Here is a 19691-nt window from a genome sequence, read left to right as displayed (position 1 = left end):
TTAGTAACTTAGGAAAACTTTACCTTCAAAGACTTTATGTAACAAAACCCCTTAAGTTAAAAAATCAACGATAAGATTTTCTTAATTTCAATAGCTTATTTTCCTACGGGATAGCCTTGTTCAAGCCAAGCCTGATAACCGCCCCGAACAGACTTCACATAAGTAAATCCCATATTTTGTAATGTATCTGTTGCTAATGCTGAACGGCCACCCGTGCCACAAAATATATCGGCTGATCTTTAAGATATTCCAGTGCCTGCTGAGTATCGCAATGATGACTGGCTAAAGGATGCTGGTGAATTCTCATTTCCAAAACACCACGAGGATAATTCACCGCTTGGTCTATTGCTGCCGCCTGAAATTCATCCGGTTCCCTGATATCAATCAGAATGGTTTTATGGTTTTTCATCGCTTCAAAAAGTTCAGCTACACTCACTTCCTGAATCCGACTTTTCGCATTCAGAATCAATTGCTCTGCAGTTTTCATCATTTTCATTCTTCCTCGTGCATCATATTCATATTTTATAAACTAGGGCCAGGTAGATTAAAAGCTGTTTAGCTTCAATGCCCAACCAGCTTGTTTCAACCCTGTTGATACGATCAGGCTATGCAAACCTTAGTTTTGCTAACGTCTTCTCATATGCTACCGCTGTTTAGATATCAAGCTAGATGAGACAGATCATATCCAACAGGCATCAACTCAGGCATTTTTATCTAGACAGCGTACAGAACTACCCCATGAGTGCGGAATAGATTAAATACATCGCCACCCCAACCACGGTGGTGGCAAATATTTTCTGTACTTTGTTACTGTCAATCCGATGCATCAGACTGCGTCCAATCAACATCCCCACAGTACAGGCCAGGACAAAAGTCAGCGTGACCGAAACAGGATATTGAAATCCATCCAGCACATGGGCATAAATACTGACCCCGCCAATCAGGAAAATAATCATCAGGGAAGTCGCAACGATACTGCGCATATCCAGGCCTGTGAATTTACGCAGGGCTGGAACAATGACAAATCCCCCACCCACACCAAGCAAACCGGTCAGTAAACCCGCCACGACACCAATACCGGCGAGGAACGAGGCAGTTTTGGCCCCCCAGATCAGGCGACCAGTGGTTTGATTTACCTTGCACGGTGCATTTCCATGATCATGGACTTTATTAAAGAAGATCCGGTAAGCCACAATCAGCATCACTAAACTGAAAGCCAGTGTCAGCCAGACCGGAGAAACAATAGCAGCCAGCTGCACCCCGTAACGTGCAGAAGGAATACTAATGAGAGCAATCCAGAGCGCAGCACGATAACGCACGATACGCTTGAATAAACCCTCGAACGTCCCGACCAAAGCGGACAGCGTGACTGCAATCAATCCCACCGGCGCAGCTTGGGCCACGGTCCAACCCTGACTCGCCATAAGTGCGGGTACAGCCAAAATGCCGCCACCAGCACCGGTTAAACCCAGCAAGCCACCAATTGCCAATCCTTCCAGTATTAATGCCCACATCGCCCTCTCCTTTATCCACAAAAATGATTCAATAAAAGTTGAACTTTTTGTTGAATCACGACACAAGCTTATTTGAAGTAGTTAAGAGGAAGCTTGAAGTAAGAAACACCATTTTGTTCAGGCTCAGGAAACTGCCCTGCTTTCATATTGATCTGAATCGAGGGCAGAATCAGTTTAGGCATACTCAGTCCTGAATCCCGCTGATTTCGCATCTGAGCAAATTCAGTTTTGCTGATTCCCTGATGAATATGGATATTCTGTGTTTTCTGCGTCTGTATATCAGATTGACATACATATGATTCACGTGTTTCAGGCAAATAGTCATGACATAAAAAGACCCAGGTATCTTCTGGCAACTGAAACAGGCTTTGTACCGAATCATAAAGTTGTTCTGCACTGCCTCGCGGGAAGTCACAACGGGCAGTACCATAATCTGGCATGAACAACGTATCACCCACAAAGACTGCATCGCCAATCACATAACTCAGGCAAGCAGGCGTATGTCCCGGTGTTGGAATGTTATAGGCTTTCAATGTTCCGATTTGGAATGACTCATGATCTTCAAATAAATAAGGCTTTGTTGCACAAACCTATCTGTAAAGGGTTTTTCAGCGATATAATTTTCAAATGAAGAAGCCTACACACAAAATCTACCGCACAACCAATTGGCCCGCATATAACCGAGCACTCATGAGTCGCGGAAATATTGCCATTTGGTTTGATCCTGCTTCGCAATAGTATGCGCCATCAAAAGGCAAACAAGGGCGAAATCAAACCTACTCCGACGCAGCCATCCAATGCTGCTTAATGATTAAATCCTTATTCCGTCTGTCTTTACGTATGGTCACTGGCTTTGTGCAAAGTCTGATTAAACTTTGTGGATTAAATTGGACAGCACCAGATTATTCCACCATTTGTAGAAGACAAAAGCATATTGATATTGCAATCAGCTACCAAAAAAGTAGCGATGGGCTGCATCTACTCATGGACTCTACAGGCATGAAGTTTCTAGGTGAGGGCGAATGGAAACGCAAGAAACATGGACCTGAATATCGTCGCCAATGGCGTAAACTTCATATTGGTATAGATGCTAAAATCCTACAAATACGAGCAGTTCAGCTTACAACCAATAATGTCAGTGATTCACAGGTGCTTGGTGATTTACTTAATCAGATTCCACAAGATGAGCGGATTGACTCTGTTTATACCGATGGAGCTTATGACACCAAGCAATGCCGTCAGGTCATTGCAGATCGGCAAAGGCATGCGGTGATTCCACCTAGAAAAAATGCGAAACCATGGAAAGATACAAAGAGTAGCTCGCTAGAGCGAAATGAATTACTTCGAACAATTAAACGTTTAGGCAGGACACTATGGAAAAAATGGTCAGGCTATCATCGGCGAAGTTTGGTTGAAACTAAGATGCATTGCATCAAATTATTAGGAGATAAACTCAGTGCAAGGAGTTTTGATAGCCAAGTGAATGAGATCCATGCACGTGTAGCAGTCCTTAACAGATTTACGGAATTAGGTCGGCCACTTACCCAAGTTACGCCTTAAATTTAGCTCAATTAGGGGCGCTTTGCATTTCAAATCTTTGTGCAACAAAGCCAGTCTAAATTGTCTAATGCTCAATTTGAGCTTAGACAATTTAGATCATCTTAGACCATAAAATTCAGAATGTAAAACTAGAGTAGGTATAGCGCCAATAAGATTTTAGACAAATAGATCATGTCGCTCTAAGATGCTAAATCATTTTCATCTTTCAACATATCAAGAATAAATAATTTTAATTGAGATACCTTAACTTTGTCAGAAGTCAAAGTATTTAAATTATCGATGACATCAAATTGCTCAGTATCAAAATTAAAATGCTGATCATTAGATCTCTTTCATAAATCAAAATACGACCTATCTATTGCTGATTATTTGTACCGAAGAATCTTAAACATTCATGCATAATCTTTGAATGAAATACATCTATTCAAAGAAGCTTTCTGAAACACAGTTTAAGCGATATACCGGCATCTCATGGTCAACCTTTAATTTAATGGTTGAGCAATTGAAAATGCATGTTCCTGCCAAAGGTAGACCATCTAAATTAAGCCTAGAAGATCAGATTCTCTTATGCTTAAGCTATTGGCGTGAATACCGAACATTATTCCATGTCGCAACAAGTTATGGCGTGTCAGAGCCCACTGCTTCAAGAATCGTACACCATGTAGAGGACTGCCTCATCAAGTCCAATTTATTTAATTTACCAAAGCATTTGCCTGAAGGCGAAGGTATTGACTGGAATGTGGTGATCTTAGATGCCACAGAAATTCCAATACAAAGGCCTAAAAAAACAGAAGAAAAGCTATAGTGGTAAGAAGAAGGCACATACTTTCAAAGTTCAAGCCATTGTTCATTATAAAACTCAGCAAATTCTGAGTTTATGCACAAGTCGTGGTGCTGTACATGATTTCGAACTTTTCAAACGCAATTTGAATCAGATTCCTGCAAGTGCCTTTATACTTGCAGATAAGGGTTATCAAGGGATTTACACAGTGTATCGAAATAGCCTATTGCCATTAAAAGCAAAAAAACGCTGCAAACTAGATCCTAAGCTAAAGCTTTACAATCGAGAAATTAACAAAAGAAGAATTGGCATTGAGCATGTATTTGGCAGTTTGAAAACCTTCAAAATCCTTGCTGAGCGATATCGCAATCGAGGAAAAAGATTGGGATTGAGGTTCAATCTAATTGCTGGGATCTATAATTTGGAACTGAGTAAAAAATGATTTATGAAAGAGGTCTATTTAATAATGCATCCAAATAATCTGCCCAAATTTGCATCATTTTAGATCTTTGTTTTAAATAAAGAGCTTTATTATAAACGCCTTCAACTCCACCAACAGCATGAGCTAATGCAGTCTCAACATATTCTTTTCTAAAGCCTTTTTCTCTCAAAGTAGTACTTAAAATATGCCGAAACCCATGCGGAGTTTGGCGTCCTTGGTAACCTAATGACTTTAAGGCTTTATTAAATGTATTATTGGAAATGGGTTGTTTCTTGGTACTTCTGCTAGGAAACAAGAATAAAGAATCTCTAGTGATTCTTTTTAGCTCGTTAAGAAGTGATAAGGCTTGTAGTGGTAAAGGGATAATATGCTCTTTCCTTTTTTTCATTCTATGTGCAGGAATAGACCATAGATTTTCCTGAAAATCAAATTCCTCCCATACAGCTTGCCTCATTTCTGATGGGCGGGTACCTAACATAATACTCAATTCTAATCCAATAGCCGTCATTCTATTTGGATATGCTCGTATTTTTTTCAATAATTCTGGCAGCTCTTTTTCTGAAACATGTGGCATATTTTGCTTTTCATGTTTGTCCAAAAATTTTGTAATACCAGTGACTGGATTGTAATCTATACGACCTGTAACTTCTGCAAAATCATAAATCTCTCTGCATAATGTACATAGCCTTTTACCCATTTCAACAATAGGTTTTTTTGTTTTAGGGTGTAATTTTTTTTGAATCACTTGAAATAACTCTAACCATGCCTTTTTTGTTATTTTTCTATAATCCAGTTTTCCCATGACTGGATAAATATGGTTTTTTAATGCGCCTTCATTTCTAACTCTCGTCGCCTCTGTCCATGTTTTAGTTAAACAAAACTCTATAGCTAATTGCTCAAATGTGAATGAGTTGCTTAATAAATCGGCTTGCTTTTTATTTTCTCTATCAATTTTTGGATCTATCCCCTCTGAAATTAATTTTCTCATTTCTTCTGCATTTTTTCTTGCAAGTTTTCCCCCGACTGACGGATATCCTCCTAAACCCAACCATGTCCACTTACCATCACTTGGTCTTTTGTATCTTAATTCCCAGCGTTTGTTTCCTTTACTATGAACAGTGAAATATAGATTATTGCTATCTTTAACACGGTACTCTTTTTCTTCAGGCTCTAAACTTGCAAGAGTAGTATCAGATAAAGGATATTTTTTTATATCGACTCTTTTCATAGTTAAAACCTTGTATGGTGATTTTATTACAACTCACAATATACATGGCACCATACAAACAATACAAGACTATACATATTCGTCGCTATTTATGTATATGCATAAAAAAAGCCTTAAACACTGATGTTTAAGGTTTTTTTAGTCATATTTAGTTATGTAACTTCATATGAATTTAAGAATTTGGTGGGGTGGCGTCAATTGAACTAAAATCCTAACCCATTCATTCTAAAGCTCTTTTATTGAATAAAAAAATTCATTGACCCAATTTTGACCCAAATTAGATTTAGTGCATTGAATCACTTTAAAATCTTGTTCAAATCCGAATTCAGGATTTGAAGTGGCGTACGGCATTATAGCAGCAAATTACACCTAGAAATAATATAATGTTATAACATTTCAATTAGCTCATTATGATATTAATAATCACATCAACTTCAGTACAGTTCAATTTTTTAATTTGTACTTTTGCTTAGGACTCTTAGGCTTATCAGGAAGGGTACGTTCAATCACACCTGCTTCTAATGCTGGAGTTAAATAATTTTTTTGGAATGTGGCTCGATGGGACAAGCCTAAAAGAGCCATCAGCTCAGTTAAGCTATATTCTTTCTGCTCCATATTCTGGATGAGACGTTTAACTTGATCGCTAACTTGTACGCTAGCTTGAGCGGTATCTTGATCGCTGGCATCAGAACTAAGTATTGCATCTAGAATCATCTGCAAAATAAACTCAATAAAAGGTGCAGAATCTGAACGATCTGTGCTCGCTTTCAATGCATCGTAATAAGCTTTTTGGTTTTGATAAATCAGACTTTCTACAGGGATATTGAGAAAAATTGGATTCCACTGACTTAAGATCAAAGTTTGCCATAAACGCCCCATCCGCCCATTGCCATCAGCAAATGGGTGTATAAACTCAAACTCGTAATGAAATACTGAACTCTGAATTAATGGGTGTTCATTGCCATCAACCAACCACTGCAATAGCTCTCCCATCAAACGGTGAATTTGATTTGCAGGCGGAGCCATATGTACGACTCGATCCCCTGACATCACACCAACACCACCATGGCGATACTGTCCAACTTCATCAATCAGTCCTGTCATCAATATTTGATGTGCTTTCAGCAAATGAGCTTCTTGATCAGGATGCCAATTTTGAATTTCTTCATATGCCTTTAGGGCATTACGCACCTCTTGAACTTCTTTAGGTGGAGCGATAATGGTCTTGCCATTCAGGATTGCTGTGATTTGCTCTGTACTCAAGGTATTCCCTTCAATCGCTAAAGACCCTTGAATCGTTCGAATACGATTGGCTTTTCGCAATTTAAGGCTATCTTGAATTTGGGTTAATGCAGTCAAACGCCCTATTGATTCACTAATTTGTGCAATCAAGTGAATTATTTTAGAGGTGATCGTATAAGGCGGTTGATATTTCATGCCATTCCTAAATAACATAAAGGTTCTAGTTAATTAAACTCTAAAAGACCAATTTCTCAAAGCTTGAAGCATATGTTATTCATATATCATTATATTACTGACTAATAGTGCCATCGATTCAAGTCGTGAATACTGAGAGGTTATCCATTTGTTTGCAATTATTGATAGTCTTAAGAATAAGCTTGATCAAAGCAGACCGTTGTCAGACTTTACGTCAAGAAACATTGAAAGTGATCTTTTTCTTCGCTGGATCTATCATTCAAATGCTATCTCAGGAAATAGACTCACCCTATTCGAAACCAAAGTCGTATTAGAAGGCATTGCTGTCGGTGGTAAAAAATTAAAAGATCACTTCGAAGTAATTAATCATAGAAATGCAATCTACTACGTTGAAAACATTATTCGTAAGGAAGAATCGTTTTCAGAGTGCCAGATAAGAAATATACACCAACTTATTCTAAGAAATATCGATGATGAAAATGCAGGTCAATATCGCCAACAAAATGTCTTAATCTCCTGTACTACAACTATGCCACCTGATTACACTCTGTTAAATGACAAAATGGCTCATTTAGTTGATTGGTATAATAGTGCCGCCCATACATTTCATCCCATTGAACGTGCAGCCAAAGTACTTGCTGATTTCGTTGGTATTCATCCCTTTATTGATGGTAATGGCCGTACATCACGTCTACTAATGAACTTGGAACTAATGAAAGCAGGTTATCCACCGTGTGTGATTACAGTAGAAAATCGTTTGGCTTACTATGAAGCTCTTGATCAATGGACGGCTTATGGAAAGACTGAGCCTTTTATTCAATTGGTCGCAGATGCTGTACTAGAAGGATTTAAGCCTTATCAGGTTGTAATCGGTTTATAAGCCACATCATAATCACCTGAAGTGCACCTATGATCAAATTCATCCAACCCTTAGCGACATAGACAACAATTTCATTAAAAATTTGATGCCTATGCCACCTATAAATTATGCTTATAAATCCCTTACATAATTTTCCGTCGCAAACATCTGATTACGGAATTGATTAATATCATAACCGCCTAACATTCCTTTCGCATATTCATGTTTAAGTAAATGAATATCAGATTCAATTTTTTGATGATAGGTTTTAAGTAGTTCAGAACGTACAGTATCTTGAATTTGTTTACTTAAGCGTAAAATTTCAACCTGTAAGGCATCCTGATTTTTCTTGTTTTGGAAATAAGCAAACCCACTACCCAAAACAGCTCCACAAACTACAACAGGTAATGCAATAGCACCCATTGCAGCGCCCATTGTCACTGCTGCCGCATTTGCACCAAGTACCGCTGTATAACCTGCAGCCATAGTACCAGCTACACCAGCAAACACGGTTGCTTTCATTGTTGTGTCTATCACATCATACGTTTCATTCAGTTCAGGTTTTACATCATAATCAAACATTGCATATGTTTGCTGTAAAAGTAATTCTTCATTTGATCTAAACTCAGTGAAACGTTGCTTACTTTTTTGTTGGATGTTCGTCACTAATGATTTCATGGATGAAATATAATAAGGTTGTACATGATCATGAATAGTATAAATTTGCTGATTAACAATTTGATCTAAGACTGATTCTTCCATCGCCTGTACTTTGCTAAATGGATTAGCCAAAGTATTTTTTAGATTTTCCATTTTCGTCTGAGTAGCAGGATCATTTTGCTGATGTCCCAAAAGAATAGCTTTGATTTGCTGTTGTAATGCCGAGTTTTGACAAATCTCTGTACATTGGCTATCTACTTGAGAATTAATCTCAGATATCAGCATTTCTTTTTCAAACTCTAAATCCTGATCAAAAGCAGATAGATCTGTTAATTTATGTTGCATCTGTCGAATAATTGATTCATGCACGGCTTTTTCAGCATAGTGTAAAGCCTCTAATGATGATTCGACACTGTCTTTCTTAACATCCTTTGCTTTATGGCTTACTTGTTCTTTGAGATACTTTTTAAATTCCTCAAAATATTCAAAGTACTCATCATTTTGTTGGCTAGAATGCGCAGATAATGCAAAAACTTCAGTAAAATACTCACCTGCATGACGATTAACGTATTTTATTAGACGTTCTGGGCTAGTATCCACTTCATCTATTTTACTAATAACAGCAATAATAGGTTTACCGAGTTGAGCAAGATTTTCAACTTCTTGCATAATATCCGTTTGGCCTAAATGGTTTGCATTTAAGACCCAAAGAGCAATATCAACATCTTCAAGTACATTACGTGTTAATTGGGCATTTTGTTCAGTGACCGTTGCTAGTCCTGGTGAATCTATCAGTAATAACTCACGAAAATCATGTTGCCTAGTTCGCACCTTCACGTACGCAATATCCTTTGCTTTTTCAAGGTTTTCTTGGTTCGTGATACTTAGAACTGAGTGAACTTGATCAAACGGAATTTTTTCGCTAAGACCATTATGATATTCGATACTAACAGTATCTTCTTGTCCATAGCCAATTTCCCATAAACTAGCAGTTGCTTCTAGAATATTGGTCGGTGAGATTTGTTGTCCAACCAAGGTATTAATAAGTGATGACTTTCCAGCTTTAACCTCACCAATAACAAATACTTTAAGTGTTTGTTGTAAATTCTCAATAATATGTTGCAAACGACTAGAGTGAGTCTCGACATCAAATTGAAATAATAGGTGCAATGGTTGGTGTATACGTAAAGGTGAGGTGAACATCTTATTTTGAAATTGCAAACATTTAGTTAAAGTATTCAATTATGGATTTCCTAATATAAAATCTTGAAAATTAACTCGATCAAATTTTTCATACTTCATTCTTTCTAAATCATGAAAAATATTAAAAATTTCAGAACATTGAGTTCTTGGTAAATATAAATGACTAAATTCCTGATTTAGATGATTAATTAAAATCTTTTGATGTTGCTCAAATAGTTTATCAATGAATTTTTTAATACTTGTTTGGCAATCGTTTGTGATAGTTTCTAGTTGTTGATTGAAACCTTCTTTTGCTTTATCAACACGGCGGCTTTTACTCCACAAAAAGCCAATAGCAGCTGCAGCTATCCCAATAGGACCTAATAGAAGCATTGCAACTCCAGCAGCTGCGCCACCAATCATAATGCCTTCAGCATCAGAACCACTAAAGTCAATTTCTTTATTTTTATAAATTTCAGTTTGATGATTATTCGCCAAAATCGTCGATGGTTTTAATTGACTAATCAAACTAAATCTTTCAAAGGATTGACTAATGTGCTGCTGCTGCTGTAGACCATATTTTATTAAATCAGCTGATTTGTCACGCTGAAATTTTGACAGCATAGCTTGTAACTCATCAATGATAAAAATTTCTTTCTGAACAAAAGAAGGTTTATCTGCTTCATTTTCCAATTCGGTATATGCTTGTGCATGAGCATAAATATTATTTTGGACTTTTTGACTATAGCTGTTAAATGTTGAGGTCCAATCTTTACTATACTGTTCCTTCAAGCGTTTCAAATCATTGATTATTTTTTTATGATAACTATCATAAGTTTCAATGTCCTTTTCAAAACGTTGCAGGAATGACTCACTGTCTTGTAAATGCGTTTCTATCAAGCCTACAAAATTTTTTGCTTTACCTTCAATTCGAATACTAAAAGCATTGTCATAGAAAAACTTCTGAATTTTGTTTAGCAACTCTAAATATCCAGATTGATTGATCAGTACTTGATCTTGATTCTTCTGTCCTTGAAGTGCCTCTTTTGCAGAACAAGGTAAGACATCTAGAAAATAGCCATCAAAAATTTGTTTGGCCGAGTTTATAACACCAGAAACAGCTTGCTCTCCACCCGAAGAGCGAACTTTATCAATTTGGCTCAACACAGCAAGCATATTTTCACTTTTTTGGCCAACATGATTTAAACTTTCAGCTAATTGATCCAATACTTGTTTGGGTTTATTTGCCGAAAGTGTTGTACTATCCAATAACCATAAAATCCCATCTGCCTGATGATAAAAATCACCAACGTGCTCACCATGCTTACCGTTATGGCTCTGCCATAGCCCAGGAGTATCCACGATACTAAACTGGTGTAAAATGGAATGATCAGGTAAATCTGGTAAACCCCACTTAATTTCTTTTATATCAGAGCGATATAGTAATTTTTCTTCAATTTCTTCACGTAGCTTTTTCTTTTCCTCAATAGCGTTTAAAGTCTTAGATAACTGACGAAATTGTTTCTCTACTTCATCCTCACTGTCTTCACGCTTAAGTTCTTCTTGTTCAATGATTTTTTTTGCATCATCATTACTTAACTTTTTTTCTTGCCCACTTCGATATTTAATGACTGCTTGAGTAGCAGATGGCGCTGCGTAGAAAAAGTCGGTTTTCCATGTCTTTGGTAAAACATCAACATCAGCAACTTTACTACCCACAAGCAAGTTTAATAAAGATGATTTACCTACTTTCCCCATTCCCATGACATACAGTACAAATGGGTGATTCATTGATTCACGGAGTAACTGCAACTTAGTTATTAGTTCTTGTAAACAAGTAACTTGTTTAGTTAATAAATTTTCATCATGGAGTTTTTGCTGTTGAAGTTGCTGAATAAAACCTTTTATGACCACAATACGTTGATCTAAAAATAAAAAAAGAGAATCCTTATCCTTTAAGTTTTTTTCAGCATTTAATTCATTGGCAATTGTATTATGAAATTGGTTCCATAACTCGAACGATCTGTTTTGCACAGAAGAATTCATGTTTTCGTCCTTATTATTTAAGTAATAGAATGCAAGCTAATAACAATAAGATCCCCCAAATACAATTCTGTTGTAAATTTAAACGTTTTTCCAATTTTTTTTCTTGCTGAGTTAATTGTGTATTTACACGTGTATCTAAGCGTTCACCAAAGGTTTCCATTTTTGTCATCAAGCTTGCTGCATTTTGTATTGAATTTGTCTTTAATGCACTATGAGCCTCTTGGACTGTCTGCACATTAGCATTAACCTTTTGCTCTAATTGGCTTTGCAAGGTCTCCATTTGTAAAATTAATGAGTGTTGTAACTGGTCTAATTTTTTTTCAGCTTGTGAAATTTTTTGATTAATTTCATTCTCAGTTTTATTCAATCCTTGTGAGTACTGTTGATTACTAAGATTGAGCTGCTTTATTAACCCATCTAGACCTTGTGTAAATTTTTCTAGTTGAACTGCCACAACAGCAGCTTTTTCAAGTGCTGGTAATGTTTTCAATAGATCCTTTTGAATAGGATTGATGACATCATTTAAGATTTTTTGTGTTGCTTCTGCAGCTACAGAATCTAATAATTCATGCTTATTTTTAATTTCAGTGGAATGTTGCTGCAATTTTTCTACAACTTGTTGGGCACCAGATACAGCTTGAGCAGCTTGAGATAATTCAGGGCTAAGTTCTGTCAATTGTAACATCACAGGATGAATAGTCTGATCTAAAATATGATGAGTTGTCGTCTCTACAATTTTCTGCATATCAACATATTGTTGTTCTAATTGAAGAGCATATTGCTGAATCTTACTAATTTCTTTTTGTGATTCAAAAAGTGTTTTACTTAGTGGTTCCACACATTGCTCTATAACCCCAGAAGAAGTGGTATTCACAAGTTCGACAAATTGTTGGTATAAGGGATTATTAACTTGAGTGTTCATAATAAGATCCTATTATCATCATAAAGATTGAGATAGTTTTAAGCCATCTCGGGGTGTAATTTCTGGGTTTAAAGCGTAATATTGATAAAGTTCGAGTTCTTTATTTAAAAGCTGTAAATGCTTTTTTAATTTAGGATGATAAAACTGATTGGAATTTTCAAGACAAATCCAACCTGCTTGTACTTGATGAGCATAGCTCTGATTTATCAATTGCTTTAAATAAGATTCCAACTCATTAAATCGATTTAATTTTTGTTCATGTAAGAATTGGAAATGTAATAATAAAATTTCCTCATCCTTATTTGAGTATTCATGATTTAAAGCGGGTATATGATATGCCTTTAAATCTTCTTCATACAACTTGTGCCGTATCGGCAAAATTTCTTTTAAAAAAAGCTTAGCTAATTCAATCAACTGATACGAAACTTTCTTTGCTTGTGCTACGACATAAGGTTTGAGTAATTGATCTGATTGTGCTGAAGCGAAGATATTCCCAAGAAAAGCACCCACAGCACCACCAACCATAGCTCCTATAGGACCTGCTATGATCGCACCGCCCCAAAAACCAATATTTTTACCAGCCAAGACTCCAGAAACTTTTGCACTAGTATCAACTATAGTGTGTAAAGCTGCATCCTTAGCTTCGTAACCTCCATGTTCATATAAATGATAATGGCGTTTAGACGATACGAACAGAGCAAGAAATGGTGTTAATACACTCTCTTGCATTGAACCAAATTGATCTAAATGAGTGACAGAATCGGCTAGAACCGTCTGTACTGTTTCATGTGATAAATCATAATCAATAATGACATTTGGATGATCTTTAAAATATTCTGCCATTTCACTATTAATAATGACTGGGATATCAGGATGATTGTTTAAGTGTTGTTGAATATAACTTTCACTAGTAGTGCACTTCACTTGCATTGGTTGACCATCTACAAATAAGTCATATCCCATTTGATTCGCTTTTTCAGGAAACACAACATGATGACCTTGAGCTTTTAAATGTTCAGCCACTTGCTGCTCAGCAACATAACCAGATAAGCGTGTAAGTGCACCATCACTCAAAGTACTTGCCTTATCCTGCAAATCAAAAAAATTAGTTGGATGACCTGCTGAGGAAAATCCTAATGCTTGTAATACTTCCGGTTGAATCTGAGAATAGTTCCATAAACTAAAAGCAGAGATGATTCCTGCTTGAAGTACACTATCATTAACTTTTAATTGTTTATTTAGCACATAATGTAATCGCTCATTGAGATGATGATGAACATTAAAATATTTCTTAACCTCATCAGGTGAGAGACCTAGCGGAGCAGATCTCACTAAATCGTTATAATAAGGAAGTTCAGCATTCCCTCCAAAAAATTTATTTGATGTGTTATAATTTAATCGTTGTAAACCACCCAATAATTGAGATGTTGCACTCCGACTTGGAAGTGATTTAAAACTATATTGAGTCAATTTTTCATTAATTAGAGTTTGGTACTGTTCATACTGACTATTGTTATGGGAAGAGTATTGATAGTTTAAACTTTGAGCCAGCTCTATATCTTTAACATTATAAGAATATTGTCCATCTCTTTGAATTAGAAGATATATAAAACTTCCCAAAGCTTCCATATGCTGTTCTATTTTATGGCGTTTAGTACGTTCAATATTTATTTTTTGATAGAAGATAGCTTTACTGTATAGTTTATTTTGTGTAAGAGCTTTAATCAGATAATCAATAAGTTTTGTGTTTTCATAAACACTCACCATTGAATCGAGAATTTTTTCAGAACCATTTAAAAAACCACGTCCCTCAAGAATAGAAGCAATATACTCATATTCATATATTTGTAAAATATGGTATTTTAAGGCCTGTAAACACCATTGTTCAGCCCAGCCATTTTTTTTACTTATTTGATTAACTATATGGCTTCGATGCTGATTTTCTAATAAACAAAAAATAATATTATGTAATAAGGTACAAGCTTCAGCATTGTTTCCAGGATTAGGGAAATGCCAAATTTTGCATTCTTCCAATAAACCTACTTTTTCATATTGTTCCCATTGATTTGAAATTTCTTTTTGTGAGAAAAGAAGCATCATTTCTACAATACTTAGATTGTTTCGATTACGGTTAAAAATCAACCATCTTTTTTTTAGTTCGTCAATAGCAAGCATATAATCATTTACAAATATATATATCTTAAAATATACATCAATTTATTAAAAAAAATTATCTTTTAGATACTTATATTGAATTTTATTTTTAGGAGGGATTGCCGTAGCAAGTTCAACATCAGCTAAACCAGTGCAATCAGATTTCAAATATTCAATCATCTCCAATTTAAATAAGCCGCTCACTGACTCAGCCAATGGATTGTCGTATCAGTCACCCGTTGTACCAACTGATGTCTGGTAGTGGCTGCGTCTAATCGATTTGTACAACGAATAGGCAAGTAATGTAAGCCTCTGTCGCTATGATGAATCACATTTTCAGGCATACCACAACTATGAATTGCCTGTTCAAATGCATCCAGAACCATATCCATAGGGCTTATTCATTTGGAAACTATATTGCTGAATAAGCCGTCATGAATAGGTTTGTGCAACAAAGCCTTAAAAAGTGATAATAGATTTGACTGACTATTACGCTGCTCCCTCTACAGCATTTTTTACTTTAACCCAATTCACTATCTCATTTTGAACGTTATTGAAAAAACTGAAGGGATCAATATCCTGATTCAATTCCAATAACTGTTCATTGCCATGCTGATCTCGGCAATAAAACTCAGCCAAAAATTGATCCTGAGAAAATTTAATTTTTAATGTTCCATTGTTCCAATTTTTGAGTAAAACAGCTGGTTTATCAATACTGTTTGCAACGTATTCATAATCGAGAATCACATTCGCATCATTTATTTTATTATCTATACCTTGTTGCTGTAGCTCTAAATATAGGGCATAACTTCTGAGCTCCGCATGTGCACCATTCATCTGTCTAGAACTCAGTAAATAAATTTCATCATGGTTGATCAAACGGATTTGATATTTTTGACAGTAGCCAATCGCTTCAGGATGCTTGATAAAATAAATTCGCCAGTCATCAACTTGAAATCCGTAGGTTTCGATAATGTCATCTAAACTATCCACATTAAAATCTGCAGGAAGCTCATCCAGTAATCGCTGGAGTATTTTTCGTTTATTAGCACTATCAAAGACTTTACGCCAATTTTCGTTCCTATGACGTACTGTTCTATATACTTCTCGACAGAAAGTTCTGTTCGCTCCATCTTTGGCCAGATAATTATCAAAACTCAATAAACTTCGTTGCAGACGGTATTGATCATCATCTAAAAACTCTTTGGAAAAGAGTCTAAACGCTTTATCGGCATAGTTTTTAAATGTTTCTGGACAGACTTTTTGACTATCTTCATGTCTACTAAACTTAATTAAGAAATCAATTTGTCCATAAAAATAGTCATGTTGTTCGTAAGGCTTAAATAAGGACTTCCATTTTTCATCTTCCAAAATTAATTTTGATTTTTCAATTTCATGTACAAGATGATGGTCATCAAAAGCTATTTCAAATGTTTTAAATTCTTGCGAATCTTTTTGTAAAGCCGCAAGTTTTTCCAACACTTTCCCTTTACCAATAGAGGCCGCTAAACTATTTAAACCCTGAAGTACTTTGATCAAATTACTTTCAGCATTGTAGTAACCCTTCGCATTATTTACGAGTCTTACGCTAATGTTAAACCAGTCACTAAATTGTTCGGATTGATCAATATGCTGAACGTAAAAGTATAAAATAGCAAAGTGAGCCTGATCTAAATATGAACTTGTACCAGACTTGAACACTTGCCTAAGTATAGTTTCAATCTCTAAATCTTCTTTATGATTAATTAAGAAGTCAAATAATCTTGAAACATTTTTCAGGATTTCTTTTAGGCGCCCATCAGTACCCTGTAAAATTCTCTTATATTCTTCACTTGATACAAATAAGTTCTTTCTTAATCGGCTCAACAATGATTTTTCATCAGTTTCATGTGTAGGATCTGATGATTGTTCAGACTGCTGTTTATTCTTATGGTCAATGTCTTCATTTCTGTAAAAATGACATAGCAATACTGATTTAAAAACTTGCATAAACATTGAATCGAAATCAAATGCTTCATTCTTTTCCTTAGAATCCTCAAATTTGCATTTCAAATTCCATAAAAAATCAGTCCATTCCCGATCCAATTTAGAGAAAAAATCTTTTCTGTCCTGAGCATCAATTTCATCTTCAGTATAGCCTTGTAGCCAAGCTTTAAAATTTTCAAACTCTGTTAATTGCACACCACGCGCATTCATTTTGATATAGAGCTCATCTGTTAATGCAAAGTCATCCATACGCAAAAAGTAAAATGTCAATACCTGATGTGTGACCAAGTTGTCCCACATTTCTGCTGCATTATAGGAGTGTGAATTCTGCTCTTTAGCGTGGAATTGCAAATCTATTTCGTCCAGCATTTCCAATATAGATTGTACAGTCGGGTCTTTTTTCCAAATCGAAAAATACCACGCTTCATTCTCAATCCGTTCCGACAGTTTCTTCGCGTGGTCATGATTCCGAATACACTTTAAATTGGGTGCTTGCTCAATCAAACTTTTTATAAAGTCTCTTGAACTTGTACGAGTCTCATAGCTAAATCGCAATAGTTTGTCTTGTATTGTTTTATCTAGAATCACCTCAGATTTCCAGCCTAAATACCAATGCAGCAAAAACAAGGTTGTTAATCGCTGCTGACCGTCCAGAAGTTTTAACTGCTCATCGACAACAGAACCGTAAACGAAGTCCAAATCAGATTTATGACTATTTTGATTTATCTTTTCCAATAAATGCTGGATAAAAGTTTTTCTGATTTGTGCAATCTTAAGATCATCCTTGCGGCCTTGCGCATAATCTCGCTGAATGATCGGTACGATAATTTTAAATTCTTCCACTAGACGCCAGAATGTATATTGACTGCTCATGCTTTACTCCCCAAATCTAAACCATATCCTTTGAAACATTCCAACCATTGGGCTTTATAATTGCTGCGGTCGATCTCATCCCATTTGTACATTTGGCTGACATCATCACTAAAATATTTTGAAAAGACCTGTTGCGTAGCTAAAGGAATAAATTTTCCCTGATGTTCTTTCTCAAACTTGCCTTTATTTTCAAAATCCACAATACGTTGCCGTTTAGTCAGGAATATCTGATTTCCGATGGATCGGTTCACCGATGCTGGCAATAGGCATAAATTGTCGAGTGTTTGAATTGCTTCTTTAACGTCACCAACAATTTTGGAAAGCTCGTCAAGATATTCTTTTTTAAGTGATTCTGTATCGGCTAGCTCTACAGCTAAAGCTTGCTGATAAACAATCAGTTTGGTATCCAACAATCCTTTATAAGACTCCGGTACAGCCTCTATAATGGCTTTTTGCTCATTTAGCCAGATTTCCCTTTGTGCATCACTTGGTAGATCCAAGCTTTGTTGTGCATGAATATGCTCAATATCCCACTGACAATTGTTATAGGCTCTAAAAGAAAACCTGGTTTTATGTTTCTCATTAATATAAATATTAAATAGCATCAGCAAACCAATAATTCTTGGTCTTTGACTAGATGAAAGATAATCCACTTTGGTAAAATCTAACCGTGTACTATCTTTATTCCCCTTAAATAATCGTTCAAGATAATCTCTCTGAATATGTGATTTTAAGATTTGAACAAATTGATCTCGTTTCGCTTTTTGGGACTCCTGCCAGAGTACGTTAATGGTCTTAATTTTCTGCCCAATGATAAAGCCAATCAAATGATACAGTTGATCCTCTTTAAACCACTCCGCTAAACGATGAAAACCCTGCAGCACTTTTGTCCACTGCTCTTCTATTTGGCAACTCGATGCATTTTTGAGTTGATTCGCAAAATAGAGAAATGTCTTATGATTTAATTGCTGTTTGTCTTTACTTTCTTCCGCCAGCAAATCAAAGATTAGCTCAATACGGGTATGTTTATTGGTTCCTTTATGCGGGCTTAAAAATGCCCAAAATTCATCATCCTGCAGTGTCTGTTCAATTAAGTCCCATTGGCTAGCCATTTCAAATTGTTTTTGTTTGGCAATCTCTGGATGATGATAAGCTTTCATTACACTCTGTAGAAAAAGCGCTTTTATCAGCTCTGCATCCGTAAGAGCAATTTTCCCCTGATTGAGTCGAGTAAATATTTCAATCGAATGCTGTTGGCTGTCCTTTTTGTGATTATTGAGTACCATGTACCAAATGACTTTAGTTTTGTGGAGCAGCTTATCACGCCATATATCTCTTTCTTCTTGTGACTTCGTTTTAAACCAATCCTGAGCGGTTTTATAAGCTTGATAGAAATAGTGGTTATCGATATGGCTTAATTCGGGTGCTTGTTCAATATGATTCAGTTGAACCATGTCATTTAAGAATTGTGAACTCTCTGTCCGCGTTTCATAACGCAAAGTGAAAAAGGGTTTATTTAATAAATAACTAAGAATGATGAAAATAGTGGTCATGCGTTGCTGACCATCAATCAACTCCCAAAAAACGCTTTCTTTACCTTCGTGCTGTACAGGTTTGCGTTTAACCACGACAGGTTGTAAACAATAAAATTCATTCTCATTTTCTGGCTCAAATTCATCAATGTCATTCAGTAGAGCTTCAACTTGTTGTGGTTTCCACTTATAACCACGCTGATAACTATCGACAAAAAAATTACGTCCTTCCAACTTTGAAATAGCTTGAAGTTCCAGGCTATTTTCTCTTGTCTTTAGATTCTCGATAATACCGATTAATGAAGTTTCAGCGATCTCAGTTAAATCAGGATTTTCATGGAGTAAATTTTTAATTTGTATAAGTAACTGTTCTGTATTCATCATTTGCCCTCCTCATAGATATTCTAAAAGATTAATTTTTCATAGCCTATTGATAGGACTTACCGTAACCACACGTGCCTCGTATATAAAAAAGGTATTAAATGCTCTACAGTAGATCTTCTTGAAATTCTATT

General features: G+C 35.9%; 12 protein-coding genes and 4 pseudogenes. 4 read left to right on the top strand and 12 right to left on the bottom strand.

Going from position 1 to position 19691, the window contains the following annotated elements:
* Positions 1-95 precede the first annotated feature (95 nt).
* The 3 genes and pseudogenes from MN200_RS03990 to MN200_RS03980 all read right to left on the bottom strand — a co-directional run.
* Positions 96-487, bottom strand: a pseudogene (locus MN200_RS03990) (rhodanese-like domain-containing protein).
* A 244-nt stretch (positions 488-731) separates the two neighbouring features.
* On the bottom strand, positions 732-1514 hold the full coding sequence (locus tag MN200_RS03985) for a sulfite exporter TauE/SafE family protein (RefSeq protein WP_125275148.1): 783 nt from the start codon (positions 1512-1514) through the stop codon (positions 732-734).
* Positions 1515-1582: 68 nt separating this feature from the next.
* Positions 1583-2086 (bottom strand): annotated as a pseudogene (locus tag MN200_RS03980) (MBL fold metallo-hydrolase); the annotation flags it as partial.
* Positions 2087-2141: 55 nt separating this feature from the next.
* On the opposite strand from MN200_RS03980, the pseudogene MN200_RS03975 reads away from it, so the two are divergent.
* The 3 genes and pseudogenes from MN200_RS03975 (at position 2142) to MN200_RS03965 (ending at position 4297) form a co-directional block, all read left to right on the top strand.
* Positions 2142-3074 (top strand): annotated as a pseudogene (locus MN200_RS03975) (IS5 family transposase).
* A gap of 409 nt (positions 3075-3483) precedes the next feature.
* A complete protein-coding gene (locus tag MN200_RS03970; RefSeq protein WP_213070463.1) occupies positions 3484-3879 on the top strand; it encodes a transposase family protein in 396 nt (131 codons plus the stop codon).
* A complete protein-coding gene (locus MN200_RS03965; RefSeq protein ID WP_242760099.1) occupies positions 3827-4297 on the top strand; it encodes a transposase in 471 nt (156 codons plus the stop codon). The genes MN200_RS03970 and MN200_RS03965 overlap by 53 nt, the downstream gene beginning before the upstream one ends.
* A 1-nt stretch (position 4298) precedes the next feature.
* On the opposite strand, the gene MN200_RS03960 is transcribed toward MN200_RS03965, so the two are convergent.
* Complete coding sequence (locus MN200_RS03960) at positions 4299-5525, bottom strand: tyrosine-type recombinase/integrase (protein ID WP_242760098.1); 1227 nt, start codon at positions 5523-5525, stop codon at positions 4299-4301.
* Positions 5526-5969: 444 nt separating this feature from the next.
* Positions 5970-6962, bottom strand: coding sequence for a Fic family protein (locus MN200_RS03955; protein WP_114392399.1), 993 nt, complete (start codon positions 6960-6962; stop codon positions 5970-5972).
* Positions 6963-7110: 148 nt separating this feature from the next.
* Between MN200_RS03955 and MN200_RS03950 the strand changes: the two genes are divergently transcribed.
* The gene (locus MN200_RS03950; RefSeq protein WP_148826609.1) at positions 7111-7842 is read left to right on the top strand and encodes a Fic family protein; all 732 of its coding nucleotides are present in this window, start codon (positions 7111-7113) and stop codon (positions 7840-7842) included.
* Positions 7843-7953: 111 nt separating this feature from the next.
* Here the strand turns inward: MN200_RS03950 and MN200_RS03945 are convergent, their stop codons facing one another.
* From MN200_RS03945 to MN200_RS03915, 7 genes and pseudogenes are all read right to left on the bottom strand, one after another.
* Positions 7954-9723, bottom strand: a complete 1770-nt coding sequence (locus MN200_RS03945) for a dynamin family protein (RefSeq protein WP_114392403.1) — start codon at positions 9721-9723, stop codon at positions 7954-7956.
* Positions 9724-11709, bottom strand: a complete 1986-nt coding sequence (locus MN200_RS03940) for a dynamin family protein (RefSeq protein ID WP_114392406.1) — start codon at positions 11707-11709, stop codon at positions 9724-9726.
* A 13-nt stretch (positions 11710-11722) separates the two neighbouring features.
* Positions 11723-12631, bottom strand: a complete 909-nt coding sequence (locus tag MN200_RS03935) for a hypothetical protein (protein ID WP_114392408.1) — start codon at positions 12629-12631, stop codon at positions 11723-11725.
* A gap of 18 nt (positions 12632-12649) precedes the next feature.
* Entirely contained in the window at positions 12650-14806 is a 2157-nt protein-coding gene (locus MN200_RS03930) for a hypothetical protein (RefSeq protein WP_114392410.1), read from the bottom strand.
* A 102-nt stretch (positions 14807-14908) separates the two neighbouring features.
* Positions 14909-15198 (bottom strand): annotated as a pseudogene (locus MN200_RS03925) (IS3 family transposase); the annotation flags it as partial.
* Between the two features lie 76 nt (positions 15199-15274).
* Complete coding sequence (locus MN200_RS03920) at positions 15275-17644, bottom strand: DUF262 domain-containing protein (protein ID WP_242760097.1); 2370 nt, start codon at positions 17642-17644, stop codon at positions 15275-15277.
* Positions 17641-19560 carry a DUF262 domain-containing protein gene (locus tag MN200_RS03915; protein ID WP_114392416.1) on the bottom strand — a complete coding sequence of 640 codons (1920 nt, stop codon included), beginning with the start codon at positions 19558-19560 and terminating at the stop codon, positions 17641-17643. The genes MN200_RS03920 and MN200_RS03915 overlap by 4 nt, the downstream gene beginning before the upstream one ends.
* Positions 19561-19691 lie beyond the last annotated feature (131 nt).

The sequence above is a fragment of the Acinetobacter sp. LUNF3 genome, assembly GCF_022699605.1.
Classification (GTDB): domain Bacteria; phylum Pseudomonadota; class Gammaproteobacteria; order Pseudomonadales; family Moraxellaceae; genus Acinetobacter; species Acinetobacter johnsonii.
The sequence above is the reverse complement of the archived record's forward strand: the minus strand, read 5'-3'. Positions and strand labels throughout refer to the sequence as shown.

Excerpts from the sequence above, each read along its gene's own strand:
- MN200_RS03940 (WP_114392406.1), bottom strand. The coding sequence starts at position 11,709 with ATGAATTCTTCTGTGCAAAACAGATCGTTCGAGTTATGGAACCAATTT.
- MN200_RS03970 (WP_213070463.1), top strand. The coding sequence starts at position 3,484 with ATGAAATACATCTATTCAAAGAAGCTTTCTGAAACACAGTTTAAGCGA.
- MN200_RS03935 (WP_114392408.1), bottom strand. The coding sequence starts at position 12,631 with ATGAACACTCAAGTTAATAATCCCTTATACCAACAATTTGTCGAACTT.
- MN200_RS03965 (WP_242760099.1), top strand. The coding sequence starts at position 3,827 with ATGCCACAGAAATTCCAATACAAAGGCCTAAAAAAACAGAAGAAAAGC.
- MN200_RS03915 (WP_114392416.1), bottom strand. The coding sequence starts at position 19,560 with ATGATGAATACAGAACAGTTACTTATACAAATTAAAAATTTACTCCAT.
- MN200_RS03985 (WP_125275148.1), bottom strand. The coding sequence starts at position 1,514 with ATGTGGGCATTAATACTGGAAGGATTGGCAATTGGTGGCTTGCTGGGT.
- MN200_RS03955 (WP_114392399.1), bottom strand. The coding sequence starts at position 6,962 with ATGAAATATCAACCGCCTTATACGATCACCTCTAAAATAATTCACTTG.
- MN200_RS03930 (WP_114392410.1), bottom strand. The coding sequence starts at position 14,806 with ATGCTTGCTATTGACGAACTAAAAAAAAGATGGTTGATTTTTAACCGT.
- MN200_RS03920 (WP_242760097.1), bottom strand. The coding sequence starts at position 17,644 with ATGAGCAGTCAATATACATTCTGGCGTCTAGTGGAAGAATTTAAAATT.
- MN200_RS03960 (WP_242760098.1), bottom strand. The coding sequence starts at position 5,525 with ATGAAAAGAGTCGATATAAAAAAATATCCTTTATCTGATACTACTCTT.